14 protein-coding genes and 2 pseudogenes are annotated in these 17119 nt (G+C 71.3%); 12 read left to right on the forward strand and 4 right to left on the reverse strand.

Annotated features, from left to right (window positions below; all coding sequences use genetic code 11):
- The first annotated feature begins 84 nt into the window (after positions 1 to 84).
- The 3 genes and pseudogenes from ACVDFE_RS39550 (at position 85) to ACVDFE_RS39560 (ending at position 2874) form a co-directional block, all read left to right on the forward strand.
- Positions 85 to 1341: a lysine N(6)-hydroxylase/L-ornithine N(5)-oxygenase family protein gene (locus ACVDFE_RS39550; RefSeq protein WP_458434010.1), complete on the forward strand. Its 1257-nt coding sequence runs from the start codon at positions 85 to 87 to the stop codon at positions 1339 to 1341.
- Positions 1342 to 1379: 38 nt separating this feature from the next.
- Positions 1380 to 1727 (forward strand): annotated as a pseudogene (locus ACVDFE_RS39555) (amidohydrolase family protein); the annotation flags it as partial.
- Between the two features lie 34 nt (positions 1728 to 1761).
- Complete coding sequence (locus ACVDFE_RS39560) at positions 1762 to 2874, forward strand: amidohydrolase (protein WP_458434011.1); 1113 nt, start codon at positions 1762 to 1764, stop codon at positions 2872 to 2874.
- On the opposite strand, the gene ACVDFE_RS39565 is transcribed toward ACVDFE_RS39560, so the two are convergent.
- Together ACVDFE_RS39565 and ACVDFE_RS39570 are read right to left on the reverse strand one after the other, a co-directional pair.
- Positions 2852 to 3178 (reverse strand): ArsR/SmtB family transcription factor, encoded by a 327-nt coding sequence (locus ACVDFE_RS39565; RefSeq protein ID WP_360400864.1) that lies wholly within the window; start codon positions 3176 to 3178, stop codon positions 2852 to 2854. The two genes, ACVDFE_RS39560 and ACVDFE_RS39565, sit on opposite strands and share 23 nt — an antisense overlap.
- A gap of 39 nt (positions 3179 to 3217) precedes the next feature.
- The gene (locus tag ACVDFE_RS39570) at positions 3218 to 4027 is read right to left on the reverse strand and encodes a hypothetical protein (RefSeq protein WP_360400867.1); all 810 of its coding nucleotides are present in this window, start codon (positions 4025 to 4027) and stop codon (positions 3218 to 3220) included.
- Positions 4028 to 4177: 150 nt separating this feature from the next.
- Between ACVDFE_RS39570 and ACVDFE_RS39575 the strand changes: the two genes are divergently transcribed.
- The gene (locus ACVDFE_RS39575; protein WP_458434012.1) at positions 4178 to 5647 is read left to right on the forward strand and encodes a CYTH and CHAD domain-containing protein; all 1470 of its coding nucleotides are present in this window, start codon (positions 4178 to 4180) and stop codon (positions 5645 to 5647) included.
- Positions 5648 to 5817: 170 nt separating this feature from the next.
- Positions 5818 to 7377, forward strand: a complete 1560-nt coding sequence (locus ACVDFE_RS39580) for a beta-N-acetylhexosaminidase (RefSeq protein WP_458434013.1) — start codon at positions 5818 to 5820, stop codon at positions 7375 to 7377.
- 4 nt (positions 7378 to 7381) lie between these two features.
- Here ACVDFE_RS39580 and ACVDFE_RS39585 read toward each other — a convergent pair whose 3' ends face one another.
- Positions 7382 to 8719 (reverse strand): aldehyde dehydrogenase family protein, encoded by a 1338-nt coding sequence (locus ACVDFE_RS39585; protein WP_458434014.1) that lies wholly within the window; start codon positions 8717 to 8719, stop codon positions 7382 to 7384.
- A gap of 158 nt (positions 8720 to 8877) precedes the next feature.
- Between ACVDFE_RS39585 and ACVDFE_RS39590 the strand changes: the two genes are divergently transcribed.
- The 6 genes from ACVDFE_RS39590 (at position 8878) to ACVDFE_RS39615 (ending at position 13730) form a co-directional block, all read left to right on the forward strand.
- Positions 8878 to 10272, forward strand: coding sequence for a GAF domain-containing protein (locus ACVDFE_RS39590; RefSeq protein WP_360400879.1), 1395 nt, complete (start codon positions 8878 to 8880; stop codon positions 10270 to 10272).
- Between the two features lie 58 nt (positions 10273 to 10330).
- Entirely contained in the window at positions 10331 to 11605 is a 1275-nt protein-coding gene (locus ACVDFE_RS39595; RefSeq protein WP_360400882.1) for an FAD-dependent oxidoreductase, read from the forward strand.
- Positions 11583 to 12140, forward strand: a complete 558-nt coding sequence (locus tag ACVDFE_RS39600; RefSeq protein WP_360400885.1) for a DUF402 domain-containing protein — start codon at positions 11583 to 11585, stop codon at positions 12138 to 12140. Before ACVDFE_RS39595 ends, ACVDFE_RS39600 begins: the two co-directional genes overlap by 23 nt.
- Positions 12137 to 12724 carry a nucleoside/nucleotide kinase family protein gene (locus ACVDFE_RS39605; protein WP_360401014.1) on the forward strand — a complete coding sequence of 196 codons (588 nt, stop codon included), beginning with the start codon at positions 12137 to 12139 and terminating at the stop codon, positions 12722 to 12724. Before ACVDFE_RS39600 ends, ACVDFE_RS39605 begins: the two co-directional genes overlap by 4 nt.
- Before the next feature lie 67 nt (positions 12725 to 12791).
- Complete coding sequence (locus tag ACVDFE_RS39610) at positions 12792 to 13073, forward strand: DUF6412 domain-containing protein (protein ID WP_458434468.1); 282 nt, start codon at positions 12792 to 12794, stop codon at positions 13071 to 13073.
- A 39-nt stretch (positions 13074 to 13112) separates the two neighbouring features.
- On the forward strand, positions 13113 to 13730 hold the full coding sequence (locus ACVDFE_RS39615) for a YidC/Oxa1 family membrane protein insertase (RefSeq protein WP_458434015.1): 618 nt from the start codon (positions 13113 to 13115) through the stop codon (positions 13728 to 13730).
- On the opposite strand, the pseudogene ACVDFE_RS39620 reads toward ACVDFE_RS39615, so the two are convergent.
- A pseudogene (locus ACVDFE_RS39620) lies at positions 13712 to 15221 on the reverse strand (PucR family transcriptional regulator). The gene ACVDFE_RS39615 and the pseudogene ACVDFE_RS39620 sit on opposite strands and share 19 nt — an antisense overlap.
- Positions 15222 to 15422: 201 nt before the next feature.
- Here ACVDFE_RS39620 and pruA point away from each other — a divergent pair.
- Entirely contained in the window at positions 15423 to 17048 is a 1626-nt protein-coding gene (pruA, locus tag ACVDFE_RS39625; RefSeq protein WP_458434016.1) for an L-glutamate gamma-semialdehyde dehydrogenase, read from the forward strand.
- Positions 17049 to 17119: the final 71 nt, after the last annotated feature.

Consider the following 17119-nt stretch of genomic DNA (forward strand, 5'->3'; position numbering starts at 1 on the left):
GGGTGTCCTCCTTCGACGCGGTGAGATACGGTCAGGCTAACCTAACGAAGTGCTTGCAGATAAGCTTAGGCTGCCCTAAGTTGAATGCTCGTGCACCCCATCTACGACGTCGTCGGCATCGGGTTCGGACCTTCCAACCTGGCGCTCGCCATCGCTCTCACCGAGCACAACGAGCAGGCCGAAACCCCTGTCACCGCGGTGTTCCTGGAACGCCAGCAGGCGTTCGGCTGGCATCGCGGCATGTTGCTCGACGACGCCACGATGCAGGTCTCGTTCCTCAAGGACCTGGTCACCATGCGGAACCCGACCAGCCGCTTCTCGTTCCTGTGCTACCTCAAGGACCGCGGCCGGCTCGTCGACTTCGTCAACCACAAGAACCTGTTCCCGCTGCGGGTCGAGTTCCACGACTACTTCGAGTGGGCCGCCGCGCAGGTCGACGACCTGGTCACCTACGACGCGGAAGCCGTTGGCGTGGAAGCGGTCGAGGACGACCTGTTCGAGGTGACGACCGCCACGGGTGACGTCTACCGCGCCCGCAACCTCGTCTTCGCCACGGGCCTGCGCCCGACCGTTCCCGAGGGCGTCGTGCTGTCGGACCGCGTGTGGCACAACAGCCAGTTCCTGCACCGCGTCGGTGAGCTGGAGGACCCGAAGCGCCTTGTCGTCGTGGGTGCCGGGCAGAGCGCGGCGGAAGCGGTCGCCCACCTGCACCGCGAGTTCCCCGGTGCCGAGATCTGCTCGGTGTTCTCCCGCTACGGCTACAGCCCCGCCGACGACAGCTCGTTCGCGAACCGGATCTTCGACCCGGAGGCCGTCGACCACTACTTCGACGCGCCGGACGCGGTGAAGCAGCGGCTGATGGACTACCACCGCAACACCAACTACTCCGTGGTCGACGTCGACCTCATCGCCCAGCTGTACCGGACCACCTACCGGGAGAAGGTGCTCGGCACCGAGCGGCTGAAGATGATGAACATGACCCGGCTCGTGGCGGTCGAGGAGTCCGCGGCCGGCGCCCGTGCCGTGGTGCAGTCGCTCGTCACCGGCGAGCAGGAGTTCCTCGACACCGACCTGGTGCTGCTCGCGACCGGCTACGACGAGGCCGCGCCCGCCCTCGGTGCGCTCGACGCGACGTGCGCCCGTGACGCCGCGGGGCGGCTGGTCGTGGGCCGGGACTACCGCGTGCGGACGTCGTTGCGCGGCGGCATCTACGTGCAGGGCGGCACCGAGCACTCGCACGGCATCACGTCGTCGCTGTTGTCCAACGTCGCGGTGCGGTCAGGTGAGATCCTGGACTCCGTGCTGACCAACACCCCCGTGCCGGTCCTCGCGACCGCGTGAGACTCGACCTGAAGCTGACGGGCTGCCGGGCCCTCACGATGGACCCGGCCCGCCCCGCCGCGCACACGATCGGCATCTGGCAGGGCCGCATCGCCGGGCTGGACGAGCAGGTCGAGGACCTGTCGGCGGCCGAGACCATCGACCTCGGCGGCGCCGTGGTGCTGCCCGGTTTCATCGACGCGCACACGCACCTGGCGTGGAACGGCCGGCGCACCGTCGACGTGACCGGGCTGGACACCGTCGCCGCCGTGCAGCACGCGTTGGCCGACGCGCCCGGCACGGCGTGGATCGAGGCGTCCGGCTACGACCGGCGGATCATGGACCGCCCGCTGACCGCGGTGGACCTCGACGCGATCAGCGGCGACCGGCCGGTGTACGTGGCCGACCTGTCCGGGCACGCGTGCGTCGTGCAGCTCCGCCGTGCTGCGCCGGCTGCCGGGCATCACGAGCGACGGCTGGCTGACCGAGAACGAACAGCTGGCCGCGCGGTCGTTGCGGCTGCCCTACTCGGTCGACGAGGTCGTCGACGAGCTGCGGCGCAGTGCGGAGCAGGTGCTGGCCGAGGGCGTGACGATGTGCGCGGAGGCGGGCATCGGCGCCGGGCTGATCGCGTCGAGCCCGCTGGAGGCCCTGGCCTACCAGCGGGCCGAGCTGCCGATCCGGGTGCAGCTCATGGTGTCCGCACACGTGCTGCACGACGTGGCCGCCGATCCGGCCGATGGCATCGCACGGGCGATCGACCTCGGGCTGCGCACCGGGTTCGGCGACGACATGCTGTCGTTGGGCGCCATGAAGCTGTGGACCGACGGCGGCATGATCGCGCGCACGGCCGCGTTGACCGAGCCGTACGCCGGGAGCGACAACGTCGGGCAGCTCGCCGAGCCGGAGGAGCTCATGCGGGCGGCGATCGCCGACGCGCACAACGCCGGGTGGCAGCTCGCGGTCCACGCGATCGGCGACCGGGCGATCGACTTCACCCTCGACGCGGTGGAGCGGGCGCAGTCCGCACGACCGCGCCCGGACGCCCGGCACCGGGTCGAGCACTGCGGCCTGGTGCGTCCCGAACAGCTCGGGCGGATCGCGGCCCTCGGCATGATCCCCGTCGTCCAGCCGACGTTCCTGTGGGCCTACGGCGACGACTACAGCGAGATCATGGGACCGGGCCGGGCGCCCTGGATGTACCGCGGGCGGTCGTTCCTCGACCACGGCATCACCGTGGCGGGCAGCTCCGACCGGCCGGTCGCGGACGGCGCACCGTTGCGCGGCATCGAGTTCATGGTGCGGCGGCGGTCGTCCGGCGGTCGCGCGGTCGGTCAGGACGAGGCGATCAGCGTCGAGGAGGCGATCCGCGCGTACACGCTCGGCAGCGCCTACGCGTGCCGCAAGGAGGACGTGCTGGGCAGCCTCGCCCCGGGCAAGCTCGCCGACCTCGTGGTGCTCGGCGACGACCCGCGCACCAGCGACGCGATCGCCGACATCCCCGTGCTGGCCACGATGGTCGGCGGGAACCTCATGCCTCAGCGATCCGCTTGAGCCTGGCGAGGCGGCTGTCCCACTGCGAGGCCAGCGACGCCATCCAGGAGGCGGTGGCGTCGAGCGCGTCGGACCGGACCGAGAAGCAGTTCTCCCGGCCGGCCCGCCGCGACGTCACCAGCTCGGCGCGTTCGAGCACGGCCAGGTGCTTCACGATCGCCTGGCGGCTGACCGGGAGCTCGCCCGCGAGCGCCGACGCCGACACCGGGCCGCGGGCGGCGACGAGGTCGAGGACCTGGCGGCGCATGGGGTCCGCGAGCGCGGCGAGGACCTCGCTGACCCGGTCCTGATCGTCCTGCTTCACCCTGCGGAGCCCTCCTGCAACCGTGCGGTTGCAGCAAGGCTACTGGAGGTGGAACGTGGCGGCCAGCGTCGCGAGCCGGTCGGCGACGTCGGCGTGGACGTCGGCCCGGCGCACCCACGCCTCGGTGCCGCTGCTCGCGGACGGCGGCGTGCCCAGCGGCGAGACCGCGTCGGTGACGCCGTACTCCAGCCGGTAGGCGAGGACCGCGATCGCCGACTCCAGCCAGAACGACGGGTCCGGCGCGGTGATCTCGCCCAGGCCGACGCGGAACCACACCGGCATCCGCGCGTACTGCCCGAGCGCGTCGGAGATGCGGCGGGCGGCGGCGTCCCTGATCTCGGCGCGGGCCTTCTCGCCCGCGCGCACGGCCTCGGTGCGCCACTCCTCGCCGACGGCCTCCTCGTCGGCCGCCAGCCGTTCGGCCGCGCGGAGCGCACTGGCCTCGTTGGCGTGGATCAGCCACTCCACCTGGCGCACCTCGTGGCTGAGGGCGTCGCGTTCGAAGCGCGGCACCCGTCCGCTGGCGAGCCTGGAGCGGGCCTCGTCGCGGCGCGCCTTGAGGCCCTCGAACTCCAGCACCTCCCGGCGCAGCTCGACCCGCATCGGGTCGGCGAGGAGCTCCTGCTCCGCGTCCCACGCCGTCCGCAGCGCACTGACCAGCGGCGCGATGTCGTCGGCGACCGCGTCGAGGTCCACCAGCGCGCCGTCACCGGCACCGGACAGCCTGCGCTCCAGCGCCGTGAGCCGCGCCGTCACCCGCTCCAGCTCCGCGGCGAGCTGGCCGACGTGGCTGATCAGCGTGGCGACCTGCGGTTCGACGACGTCGAGGCGTTCCTTCTCCGTGGGCACGCGACCAGCGAACCGGACGGTGCCCGACCGGCCAAGGCGCGTGCCCCGGATTGCACGCCATCGAGTACCGCTTCCGCCCGGCCGAGGCACCCGTCCTCACCCACCGTCACGACGCGGGTGAACTGGGCCGAAGCGGGGTATGAATGGGAAATGGCGACCTCTGCTACCGAGACCGAACGCAAGTACGAGGCCCCATCGGACGCGAGTCTGCCGGACCTCACCGAGATCACCGGTGTCGTGACGGGCCCCGAGGAGTTCGACCTCGAAGCCACCTACTTCGACACCGACGACTACCGCCTCGCCCGCGCCGGCGTGACCCTGCGCAGGCGCGTCGGCGGTCACGACGAGGGCTGGCACCTCAAGCTGCCCGCCGGCACCGACTCGCGCCAGGAGCTGCACGCCCCGCTCGGCCGCGCCGTGAAGACACCGCCGAAGGACCTCACGTCCCTGGTGCGCGCCCACACCCGCGGCTCGTCCCTGGCGCCGGTGGCGCAGATCAAGACGAACCGCCGCCGCTGGCAGCTGTCCAACGGCGACGGCGAGGTGCTGGCCGAGGTCGTCGACGACGTGGTGACCGCCCAGACCATGGGGTCGTCCACCCGCACCACCTCGTGGCGCGAGATCGAGGTCGAGCTCGGCACCGGCGACCGCGCCCTGCTCGACACCGTCGAACAGCACCTGGGCGACGCGGGCATCCACCGCTCGTCGTCGGCCTCGAAGCTCTCGCAGGTGATCGGCGTCAAACGCGACCCGATACCGCGCGTGACGAAGAAGTCCACGGCGGGCGACGTCGTCCTCGCCTACCTGCACGAGCAACGCGCCGCCCTGCAGAACCAGGACCCGCGCGTGCGCCGCAGCGAGGACGACGCCGTGCACCAGATGCGCGTCGCCACCCGCCGCATGCGCTCGGCACTGCAGGCGTTCGGCAAGGTCGTCGACCGCGACGCCACCCGCACCCTGACCGACGAGCTGAAGTGGCTCGCGGGCGTCCTGGGCACCTCCCGTGACCTGGAGGTGCTGCGGACGCGCTTCGAGCAGGCCCTGCACGCCCTCCCGCCGGAGCTGGCCCTCGGTGACGTGGCCGCACGCCTCACCCGCCACTTCGCCCCGCGCGAGGCCGCCGCCCACGAGGCCTCCGTCGCCGCCCTCGACGACGAGCGCTACTTCGCCCTGCTGAACTCCATCGACACGCTGCTCACCGATCCCCCTCTCACCCCGCTCGCCGCGGGCAGGGCCAAGGACGTCCTGCCCAAGCTCGTGGAGAAGGCCCGCCACCGCCTGGACGCCCGCATCAAGACCGCCCTCGCCACCGACGACAGCGACACGCCCCTGCACGAGGCCCGCAAGGCCGCGAAGCGCCTGCGCTACTCCGCCGAGGTCGCCGAACCCGCGCTCGGCAAGCACGCCACGGCCCTGCGCAAGCGCGCCAAGGAGGTGCAGACCCTGCTCGGCGACCACCAGGACTCCGTCGTGGCCCGGCCGGTGCTGCTGGAGCTGGGACGGGGCGACGACAACGGGTTCACGTTCGGGCTGCTGTACGGGCAGGAGGTGGAGCTCGCCCACCGGACGGAGGCGGCGCTTCCGGCGCTGTGGCACAAGCTGTCGAAGGAACACCCTTAGACCGCAGGGATTCAGGGTCGGGCCGGGGGCGGGACGTCCCGCCCCCGGCCCGTTCGCGCAAGCCTCCGGGAACCGGCACAATTGGTCTGGACCTTGACATCCCGGCCGGGCGCTGAAACCGTGATCCCCAGCGCCGCCGCCACTTCGCTCCCTGCCCTGGAGGACGAGTCGTGGCACGACATCGAGCCAAATCCGCCCTGGCGGCCGTGCTGATCGCCGCATCTGGAGTCCTGGTGACCGGTACCGCCGACGCAGCCCCGCCGCCCCCGCAGCTCGTTCCGCACCCCGCCCAGCTGACCGCGCGTCCCGGCGTCTTCACGCTGTCGCCGTCCGCCAAGATCCAGGTGACCACGCGGCACGCCGCCGCACCCGCCGAGCTCCTGGCCGACACCCTGCGGCCCTCCACCGGTTTCCGCCTGCCGGTCACCGACCGGCTCGGCCACACCGGGATCGTCTTCGCGGGCGGCGCCGACCGGAAGGTCGGTCCCGAGGGCTACCAGCTCGACGTGACGCCGAGGCAGGTGGTCATCCGCGCCAACACGGCGGCCGGCCACTTCAACGGCGTGGCCACGTTGCGCCAGCTGTTGCCCGCCAAGGCGGAGGCGAAGCGGAAGCAGCCCGGGCCGTGGCAGGTCAGGGGCGCGAGCATCACGGACTTCCCGCGCTACCACCACCGCGGCGCGATGCTCGACGTCAGCCGGCACTTCTTCACCACCGACCAGGTGAAGCGCTACGTCGACCAGCTCGCCACGTTCAAGGTCAACTACTTCCACCTCCACCTGTCCGACGACCAGGGGTGGCGGCTGGAGATCAAGTCGTGGCCCGAGCTGACGAAGATCGGCGGCAGCACCGAGGTCGGCGGCCGCACCGGCCGGCTCTACTACACGCAGCAGCAGTACAAGGACCTCGTCGCGCACGCGGCGTCGCGCGGCATCACGGTGATCCCCGAGTTCGACATGCCGGGTCACACCAACGCCGCCCAGGCGAGCTACGCCGAGCTGAACTGCGACGGCCAGAAGCGGCCGCTCTACACCGGCATCGAGGTCGGCTTCTCGTCGTTGTGCATCAACAACGACGTCACGTACCGGTTCGTCGAGGACGTCGTCCGCGAGGTCTCGGCGATCACGCCCGGTCCGTACTTCCACCTCGGCGGCGACGAGGCCCACTCGACCTCCGACGCGGACTACCAGACGTTCATGGACCGCGCGCTGCCGATCGTGAAGAAGTACGGCAAGACCACCGTCGGCTGGCACGAGTTCGTCAAGACCACCACCGACACCTCCGTCGTCCCGCAGTTCTGGGGCACCAAGACGACCAACGCGGACGTGGCCGCGGCGGCCCAGCGCGGCAACAAGGTGCTCATGTCGCCGGCGAACCGGGTCTACCTCGACATGAAGTACGACAAGAACACCGCACTCGGCCTCAGCTGGGCCGGGTACGTCGAGGTGAAGGACGCTTACAGCTGGAACCCCGGCGCGTACCTCGACGGGGTCGGCGAGGCCAGTGTCCGCGGCGTCGAGGCTCCACTGTGGACGGAGACGCTGCGGACGACGGCCGACATCGAGCACATGGCGTTCCCGCGCCTGCCCGTGGTGGCCGAGCTCGGCTGGGCACCCGCCTCGGTCCACGACTGGGAGCGGTTCGCGCCGCGGCTGGGCGCGCAGGCACCCCGGTGGGAGGCGATGGGCATCGGCTACTACGCCTCCCCTCAGGTGCCCTGGCGCAAGTGAGCGGTCAGAAGTAGCCCTGCGCGCGGTCGGTGTAGCTGACCAGCAGGTGCTTCACGCGCCGGTACTCGGCGAGCACCGCGGTGTTCGCCGGGTACGCGTGGTAGTTGTTCACCCAGACCCGTTCCGCGCGCAGCTCCTGGCCGAGGCGGTGGGCCAGCACGACGTCGCGGGACCAGACGCCGGCGCCGATCTGGGCGGTGGCCTCGTTGGCGATCTTCACGGCGTCGTCGCGGTCGTCGAACCTGGTCACCGACACGACCGGGCCGAGCACGTCGTCGGCGAACACGCCGGAGCGGTGGTCGCCCTCGAAGATCGTCGGCTGGACGTAGTGGCCGGAGGCCTCGCCGCCGGTGACCAGGCGGGCGCCCTCGGCCCTGCCGCGGGCGACGTAGGCGAGCACGCGGTCGCGCTGGGCCAGCGACACCACGGCGCCGACCACCGTGTCGGTGTCGAGGGGGTTGCCGGTGCGCAGCTGCCGGGTGCGTTCGGTCGCGAGGTGCAGCAGCTCTTCGTAGCCCGCGGTCTGGACCAGCGCGCGGGACGGGGCCGTGGCCACCTGGCCCTGGTTGGCGGCGAACATCGCGAAGCCCTCCAGCGCCTTGTCGAGGAAGTCGTCGCGCTGGGCGGTGACGTCGGCGAAGAAGATGTTCGGGCAGCGGCCGGCGACCGCCGGGTGGTCATCAGATCCGGTGATCACGTTCACCACACCGGGTGGCAGCAGGTCGGCGATCACGTCCATGAGCACGTGGACCGACGCGGGCGTCTGCAGCGCGGGCTCCAGGACCACGGTGTTCCCGGCGCCGAGCGCGGGGGCGAGCACGCGGGCGGCGTGCAGCAGCGGGAACGCCCAGCCGAGCCTGCGCTGCACCACGCCGACGGGCTGGTGGGTGCGGTAGTCGGTGGTGCCGCAGCCGAGCTGCTCGACCGTGCCGACCTCGGTGCGGATGACGGCGGCGACCTGGCGGAACTGCTCGATCAGCATCGGGACGTCGTTGACCAGCGCCTCGCGCACCGGCTTGCCGTTGTCCCACGTCTCCGCGACGGCCAGCTCGGTGGCGTGCTCCTCGACCCGGTCGGCGATCTCACCCAGGACCGTGGCGCGCTCCCGTGCCGTGGTGCGCCCCCAGGCCTGTGCGGCACCGCCGGCCGAGTGCAGCGCACGGGCGCGATCGGCGTCGGTGCCGCGCGCGACCTCCGTGAACACCTCGCCGGTCACCGGCGTCACGTTCTCGGCGTACTCGCCGGCGACGGGTGGCACGTGGTCGCCGCCGATGAAGTGGTCGTACCTGGGCCGGTACGCGACCACGCTGCCGGGCTGCCCCGGTGCCGCGTACTGCGTCATTCTCGACTCCCTGCGGAAGATGGCCCACCGATCGCCTGAGGTGGGGGAAATGAGAAAGTAGGCAGCAGAACGTTGCATGCTCGTTGCAAGCCGTGGATGGACCAGTGACCGCCGACCACCGGCAACACGCACTGTTGCTCAGCCGGGTCAGAGATGCCGTGTTGAGTGGCACTCGCACGGCCGATTCGCCACGCTCCGTCATCTCGGCGTCGTGGCAGCGGTCACTCGCGGCCAACGTGAACCCCGACCTGCACACCGCGCCGACGGTGTTCGCCCAGGACGAGCTGCCGGACCTGCGTGAACGGCACCCGCTGCACCCGACGCTGCCGGTGCTGCGCGAGACGCTGCTGGGCTTCGCCGAGGAGGCGAGGCACATCATGGTGGTCGCGGACGCCCAGGGCCACATCCTGTGGTGCGAGGGCTCCCACCCGACCCGCTCCTACGCCGAGGACGTCGGCCTGGGCGCGGGGACGCTCTGGTCGGAGGACGCGGCGGGGACGAACGCGATGGGCACCGCGCTCGCGGTGAACTCCAGCGTCACCGTCCACTCCGCGGAGCACCTGGTGCGCACCTACCACCACTGGACGTGCGCGGGGAGCCCGGTGCGCGACCCGGACACCGGCGAGGTGATCGGCGTCGTCGACCTGAGCGGTCCGATGGAGACGATGCACCCGTCGATGGTGGCGCTGGTGTCGGCCTCCGCCCGGCTCGCCGAGTCGGCGCTGCTGGCCAGGATGAGCGCCCAGGACGAGGAGCTGCGGGCGCGCAACATGCGGCACCTGGTCGCGTTGCGCGGTGAGCCGGGCGCGTTGCTCAGCCCGACCGGCCGGGTCGTCGCCGCCGAGCCGTACGGGCTGGTACCGCCGCGCGTCGACGTGTCGTCGGACCGGGTGCGGTTGCCCGACGGCCGTGACGCCGTGCTGGAACCGCTCGCCCACGGGTACCTGCTGCGCGTTCCCCGGCAGCGGCTCGTGCGCCGTTCGGTGCTGTCGCTGTCGTTCCTGCTGCCCGAACCGAAGGTGGTGCTGGACGCCCGCGAGGTGCCGATCTCGTTGCGGCACGCGGAGATCCTGTGCGCGCTGACGGTGCACGGCGGCCTGACCGCCGACCAGCTCGCGTTGCGGCTCTACGGCGAGCGCGGCAATCCCACGACCGTTCGTGCGGAGCTGCACCGGTTGCGCGCGCAGCTGGGCGCCGGCGTGCTCGCGACCCGCCCGTACCGGCTGACCGCGCACGTGGAGGCCGACTTCCTGGCCGTGCGCGCCGCCCTCCGCAACGGTGACGTCCCGCTGGCCGCCTCCCGCTACCGCGGCACGCTGCTCCCCCGTTCCGAAGCGCCGGTCGTGCTGGCCGAGCGCGACGACCTGGCGAGCGGTGTGCGCCGGGCCGTGCTGTCGCGCGGTGACGCGAACGCGCTGTGGACGTTCGTCCAGACCGACTCCGGTGAGCACGACGCCGAGGCGATGGAACAGCTGGTCAGGCTGTTGCCGCCGAACGACGTGCGGGTCGCGATCACGACCGCCCGGCTGCGGAGGCTCAACCAGGACGATTGACAAGACTCTCAGAGCATGAATATCTTCTCAACTAAGATACTTGGTTGAGGGGGAAGTCATGCGCGTACTCATCATCGGAGCGGGGACCGGTGGCCTGTGCCTGGCACACGGGCTGAAGAAGGCCGGCGTGGACGTGGCGCTGTTCGAACGCGACCGCACGCCGCGCAGCATGCTGATCGGCTACCGGGTCGGGATCAGCCCGGACGGCAGCAAGGCGCTGCACAGCTGCTTACCCGAGGAGGTGTTCGCCGAGTTCGTGCGCACCACGGCCCGGCCGCCGAAGCTGATCAACATGCGCACCGAGAAGTACCGCGAGCTGCTGGTCGCGGAACTGCCCGAGCAGAGCGACGAGTCCCGCAGCGAGAAGTCGGTGAGCCGCATCGCGATGCGGACCGCGCTGCTGACCGGGCTGGAGGACGTCGTGCGGTTCGACAAGGCGTTCACCCGCTTCAGCCGCAACGACGACGGCTCGGTCACCGCGTTCTTCGCCGACGGCACCTCCGAGACCGGTGACGTGCTCGTCGGAGCCGATGGCGCGCAGTCGAAGCTGCGCAAGCAGTACCTGCCGCACGCGCGGATCTCCGACACCGGCATCACCTCGATCGCCGGCAAGCTGCCGCTCACCCCGGAGAACCTGGCGCTGCTGCCACCGCAGGCGGAACGGGCCGTGACGCTGCTCCACGGCCCGCGCGGCTCGTTCGTGATCCTGCACGTCATGCGCTTCGACACCGCGGGCGTCGAGGACGACTACATCATGTGGGGCTACGCGGCGGCACACGACAAGTTCCCCGAGCTCGACGGGCTGGACCAGGAGCAGCTCAAGCAGGTCGTGCTGGGGATGACGCCGAAGTTCCACCCGAACCTGCGCGAGCTCTTCCGGTTGGCCGACCCGCGGACCGTGTTCCGGATCAAGGTCCGCACGTCGGAGCCGGTGCGGCCGTGGAAGCCCAGCAACGTCACGCTGATCGGTGACGCCGTGCACCTCATGACGCCGGGCCGCGGCATCGGCGCGAACACCGCGTTGCGCGACGCGGAGCTGCTGACCCGCAAGCTCACCGAGGCCCACCGCGGCAAGGACGTGGTCACCGCCATCGGTGAGTACGAGACCGAGATGGTGGAGTACGGGTTCAAGGCCGTGCTCGCCTCGCGTGAGCAGATGGACGGCACCGGCATGCTGCACAGGCCCGTGATCGGCCGGGTCGTGCTCGCGATGTTCCGCACGGTCCTGCGCGTCACGAACGCCGTTCCCGCGCTCAAGCGGCGCATGATGGCGAGGGACGCGGCCGAGCGTGATCACGTAAGTTCGGCGCATGAGGTTGTTCACGCCGGGTGAGGTGGTCGTGCGGCGGGAGGTGCTGCACGGCAGGGTCTGGTCGGAGATGCCGACCAGGGTCGTGGTCGACGAGCCGGGGCTGCTCGCGGTGTTCGTGGAGCCGGGCACCCCGCTCACCTACCCCGAGCACCACCACCCGCACCCGTGGGACCGGCCGGAACGCGGTTTCTGGCGCGGCCACGGCAAGCTCATGCTGCACCGCCCGGACGACGCCTACTCGGTCGACCTGTTCTGGCACGGCGAGGACCGCCGCTTCGGCAACTACTACCTGAACCTGCAGGCGCCCTACCGGCGCACGGCCGACGGTTTCGAGACCCTCGACCACGCGCTCGACTACACCATGGCGCCCGACGGCACGTGGCAGCAGCGCGACCTCGACGAGTTCGAGGAGCAGGTGGCGGCCGGCAAGTACTCCGCGGCGGAGGCCGAGGCGATCCGCGCGGAGGGCGTGAAGATCGAGCAGATGCTGGCGTCCGGTGAGATCTGGTGGGACACGGCCTGGGCGGACTGGGCGCCGTCACCGGGGTGGCGATGAAGGTCCGGCCGCTCTCCCACGACACCCTGGTCGCCGAGATCGTCTCCCGCGTCACCGCGCTGGACGGCCGGGTGCGCGTGCTCCTCGACGGCGCTCCCGCCGCCGAACCGGGCAAGCTCGCCGACGCGCTCGTGGAACCGTTGCGCGCCACGGGCCGTTCCGTCCAGCGCGTGTCCACACAGGACTTCCTGCGACCGGCGTCGGTGCGGCTGGAGCACGGCCGCACCGACCCGTACTCCTACCGGCACGACTGGTTCGACCTGGCCGGTCTGCAACGCGAGGTGCTCGACCCCGCGCTGGACGGCAAGGTGCTGCCGTCGCTGTGGAACGCCGCCACCGACCGGGCCAGCCGCGCGGAGTACGTGGACGTGCCGGAGAACGGCGTGGTGCTGGTCGACGGCACCCTGCTGCTCGACCGGTGGCTGCCCGCGGAGCTGACCGTGCACCTGTGGCTCTCGCCGGGAGCGCTGCGCCGCAAGACCGCCGAGCAGTGGACGCTGCCCGCGTTCGACGACTACGAGCCGGTGGCCGACCTGGTCGTGCGCTACGACCACCCCGACCGGCCGGGCCTCGTCGAGTCGTGACCCGTCCCTGCTCCACGCGGCGTTCCCGGGACCGCGCCCCCGCCGTGGCCGTACACTCGGGGACGTGATGCGGCAGGAGACCAGGAATCGGGCGGTGCTGCTGCTCGCCGTCTTCCTGCCCGCTCTCTACGCGTTCACGCTGCTGTCCTCGCCGACCGAGGTCGTCGCGGCCGTGACCGCCTTGGCGCTCGCGTTGCTCGTCGTGGTCGCGCTCGTGCCGCGCTCGGTGGCACCGGCCCGGTCGCTCGCGATCCGCGAACGCGCTGAACGATCGGCGCAGCTGCGGCTGCGCAACCCCGACACCGCTGGTCGGCCCCGTCCCCGAGCACCGGGGTGCCGGACGTTCTGACACGTCCCGCACACCCGACTCAAGACGGAGAAAGAACCCTTGTTCGCTGACCTGGGCGCTGCCCTGGCGAGCTTCGGCACGCCCGCGCTCGCCATCGTCCTGTTCACCATCGTCGTGCGGCTCGCGCTGCACCCGCTGTACCGCGCCGCCGTGCGCGGGGAGAAGGCCAAGGCCAAGCTCGCGCCGGAGATCCGGGAGCTGCAGAAGAAGTACGGCAAGGACCTGGTGCGGTTCTCGGAGGAGTCGCAGAAGGTCTACCAGAGCAACGGCGTCTCGATGTTCGCGGGACTGCTGCCGATGCTCGCGACGGCCCCGTTCTTCATGGTCGTCTACCAGGTCGTCACCACGCCGAACCCGTTGCTGGAGGGCACGTTGTTCGGCGTCTCACTCGGTTCGCACTTCACCACCGGCTTCGCGTGGGTGTTCTTCGCGCTGTTCGCGGCGCTGGCCGTGGTGGCGTACCTGACCGTGCGGTGGCAGCGGTCGCAGCTGACCACCACGCCCGCGCCGGGGTTCATGACCGGGCTGGTGAAGGTGCTGCCGTTCGGCACGATCCTGGTCGCGGCCTACCTGCCGCTGGCCGCCGGGCTGTACCTGCTCACCACGACGACGTGGACGATCGCGGAACGGGCGCTGCTCTACCGCATCCTGAGCTGAAGCTGGGCGATCAGGCGCACCAGCGGGTCGTCCAGGTCCAGGTCGATCCGCCGCAGCCGGTACCGCAGCGTGTTCGGGTGGACGTGCAGCCGGTCCGCCGCGGCCCGCACGTCCCCCAGCGCGTCGAGGTAGGCGAGCAGCGACTTCGCGAGCTCCGGGTCCAGCGCGTCGATGCGGGGGTCGCGAATCCTCGGGTTGTCCTGCAGCAGCGCGAGGATCTCGCTCACCAGCACCTGCGAGCGCACGTCGGCGAGCGTGGCGACCTCGGCGTCGAGGTCGCGGGCCATCGCGTCGAGCACGCGTTCGGCCTCCTGCCGCGACACCCGCACCTCGTCGAGCGTGGCCACCGTCGAGCCGACCGCCGCCTGCACCGCCGTGTGCAGGTGGCGGCGGGCCGTGGTGACGATCTCGCGGGTGAGGTTCAGCAGCTGCGCGTTCGGGGCGAGGTCGGGCAGCAGCACGTAGGTGCGGCCGCCGGACTCGCTGACCAGCGCGCTGCGCCGGTACGCCGCCGCGTGCACGGAGATCAGGCCGGTCATCTCGGCCCTGCGCAGCTCGTGCTCGCTGCGGTCGCCCTCGGCGCTCCTGAGCGCGAAGACCACCACCGCGGCGGGTTTGCCGGGGTCGGCGCCGATCTGGCCGGCGACGGTGGCCGCGTCCATCCGGCCGGTGAGCAGGGCGGCGAGGAGGTTCTCCCGGAACCGGGACGTGGGCTGGTTGCGCTGCTGGATCAGGTGCGGGGCGGTGACGCGGGCGGCGCCGAGCAGTGCGCGTTCGGCCTGGGCGGTGAGCGGCTGGTCGCCCTCCTGCACCCAGATCGTGCCGAGCGGCTGCGACCCCGCGTGGATGCCGACGGCGATGCGGCGGCGGATGCCGAGCTCGGGGCGTTCGTCGATGCGCACGACCTCCTCGCCCGACCGCAGCAGGTTGTAGACGCCCCACTCGCGCAGCATCTTCAGGTACGGCTCCGGCCCCTGGCGGCCGAGGATCGACAGCCGGCGCAGCTCGTCGACCTCGTCGGACGACCGCGAGTAGGCCAGCACGCGGCTCGCGGTGTCCTCGATGCTGACGATGCCGCCGGTGAGGGTGGCGATCGTCTGCGCGAGCGCGAACAGGTCGCCGAGCACCTCGCCGTCGTCGGTCGTCGTCGTGAGCACGCCTTTGGCCAACGACTCCAGGTGCGCCCACCGCACCTCCGGCCTGACCTCCAGCAACGCCACGCCCGCGTCCGTCGCCGCCTGTTCGAGCGCCGGCGAGCTCCTCTTTTACGGCAACGGCGGCGGCCTTCGCCCGTCCGGCAGCCTTGACCAGCGGCAACGCCGCTCGGCCACGTGCGCCGATGACCAGCGCGAGGTCCCCCGCCGCCACGTCCGGCGGGTCGTCCGGGTCCATGATCACGACGTCGCGCACGTCGACCTCCAGGCCGTGTGGCGCGACCTGCAGCTCGACGAGCGGATCACCGAGCGCGATCAGGATGTGCCGCAAACTCATCCCCGCCCCCACCCCCGCCGCTCCTGCTGCTCCGGCACGCGGGGGCCCCGCGTTCCCTCCTGGGGTACGAAAGCTCCCCGCGTGCACTTCAACACTGTCGGATCGTACATCTGAACTGGTGAAATTTGGTTGGTCGGACAACGGATGACGGCTTGACCGGACTTACGGTTGGGGCACCGACGATTCGACGAGGAGTTGCGAGTGGACGCGGTCACCCAGGTTCCCGCCCCGGTCAACGAGCCGGTCCTGCAGTACGCCCCCGGCACCCCGGAGCGCGCCGAGCTGCAGGCCAAGCTGACCGAGCTGCAGAAGGAGCCGCTCGAGCTGACGCTCACCATCGGTGGCGAGCAGCGCATGGGTGGCGGCGAGCGGTTCGACGTCGTCCAGCCGCACAACCACCGCTCGGTCCTCGGCACCCTCGCCGGCGCGACCCAGCAGGACACCACCGACGCCCTGCGCGCGGCTCGCGAGGCCGCCCCCGCGTGGCGCGCGATGTCGTTCGACGACCGCGCGGCGATCCTGCTGCGCGCCGCCGACCTGCTCGCCGGTCCGTGGCGGCAGACGCTGAACGCCGCGACCATGCTCGGCCAGTCGAAGACCGCGATCCAGGCGGAGATCGACTCCGCCTGCGAGCTGATCGACTTCTGGCGCTTCAACGTGCAGTTCGCCCGCAACCTGCTGAGCGAGCAGCCGATCTCCTCCCCCGGTGTGTGGAACCGCACGGACCACCGCCCGCTGGAGGGCTTCGTCTACGCGATCACGCCGTTCAACTTCACCGCCATCGCCGGCAACCTGCCGACCGCGCCCGCGCTGATGGGCAACGTGGTGCTGTGGAAGCCGTCGCCGACCCAGTCGTTCGCCGCGCACCTCACCATGCGGCTGCTGGAGGAGGCGGGCATGCCGCCCGGCGTCATCAACCTGCTGCCCGGTGACGGCCTGGCCGTCTCCGAGGTCGCGCTGAGCTTCCCCGACCTCGCGGGCATCCACTTCACCGGCTCCACCGCGACGTTCCAGAAGCTGTGGGCGCAGGTCGGCGCGAACATCGCGAACTACCGCTCGTACCCGCGGATCGTCGGCGAGACCGGCGGCAAGGACTTCATCCTCGCGCACCCGTCGGCCGACCCGGACGTGCTGCGCGTGGCCATGATCCGCGGTGCTTTCGAGTACCAGGGCCAGAAGTGCTCCGCCGCGTCGCGCGCCTACGTGCCGCGCTCGGTGTGGAACAAGATCAAGGACCAGTTCCTGGCCGAGGTCGAGGCGCTGACCTACGGCGACGTCACCGACTTCTCGAACTTCGGTGGCGCGGTGATCGACCGCCGTTCGTTCGACAAGCTGTCGGGCGTGCTGCAGGCCGCGCGGGCGGACTCCTCGCTGGAGATCGTCGCCGGCGGCACCGCGGACGACTCGGACGGCTTCTTCGTCCGGCCCACCGTGCTGCTCGGCTCCGACCCGGCGAACTCCGTGTTCACCACCGAGTTCTTCGGCCCGGTGCTCGCGGTCCACGTCTTCGAGGACGCCGACTACCCGACGGTGCTCAAGCAGATGGAGAGCGCGGCGCCGTACGGCCTCACCGGCTCGATCATCGCCCGTGACCGCGCCGCCGTGGCGCACGCGCAGGAGGAGCTGCGGTTCGCCGCGGGCAACTTCTACGTCAACGACAAGCCCACCGGTGCCGTCGTCGGCCAGCAGCCCTTCGGCGGCGGCCGCGCGTCCGGCACGAACGACAAGGCGGGGTCGGTCCACAACCTGCTCCGCTGGGTGAGCCCGCGCTCCATCAAGGAGACGTTCGTGGCCCCCACCTCCCACCTCCACCCGCACCAGGGCTAGACCAGGCCCTCCTGGGTGAGGGGAACGTCGTTGTGCCACAAGCACTTCGACGTTCCCCTCACCTCTCACAC

The sequence above is a fragment of the Lentzea chajnantorensis genome, assembly GCF_054300775.1.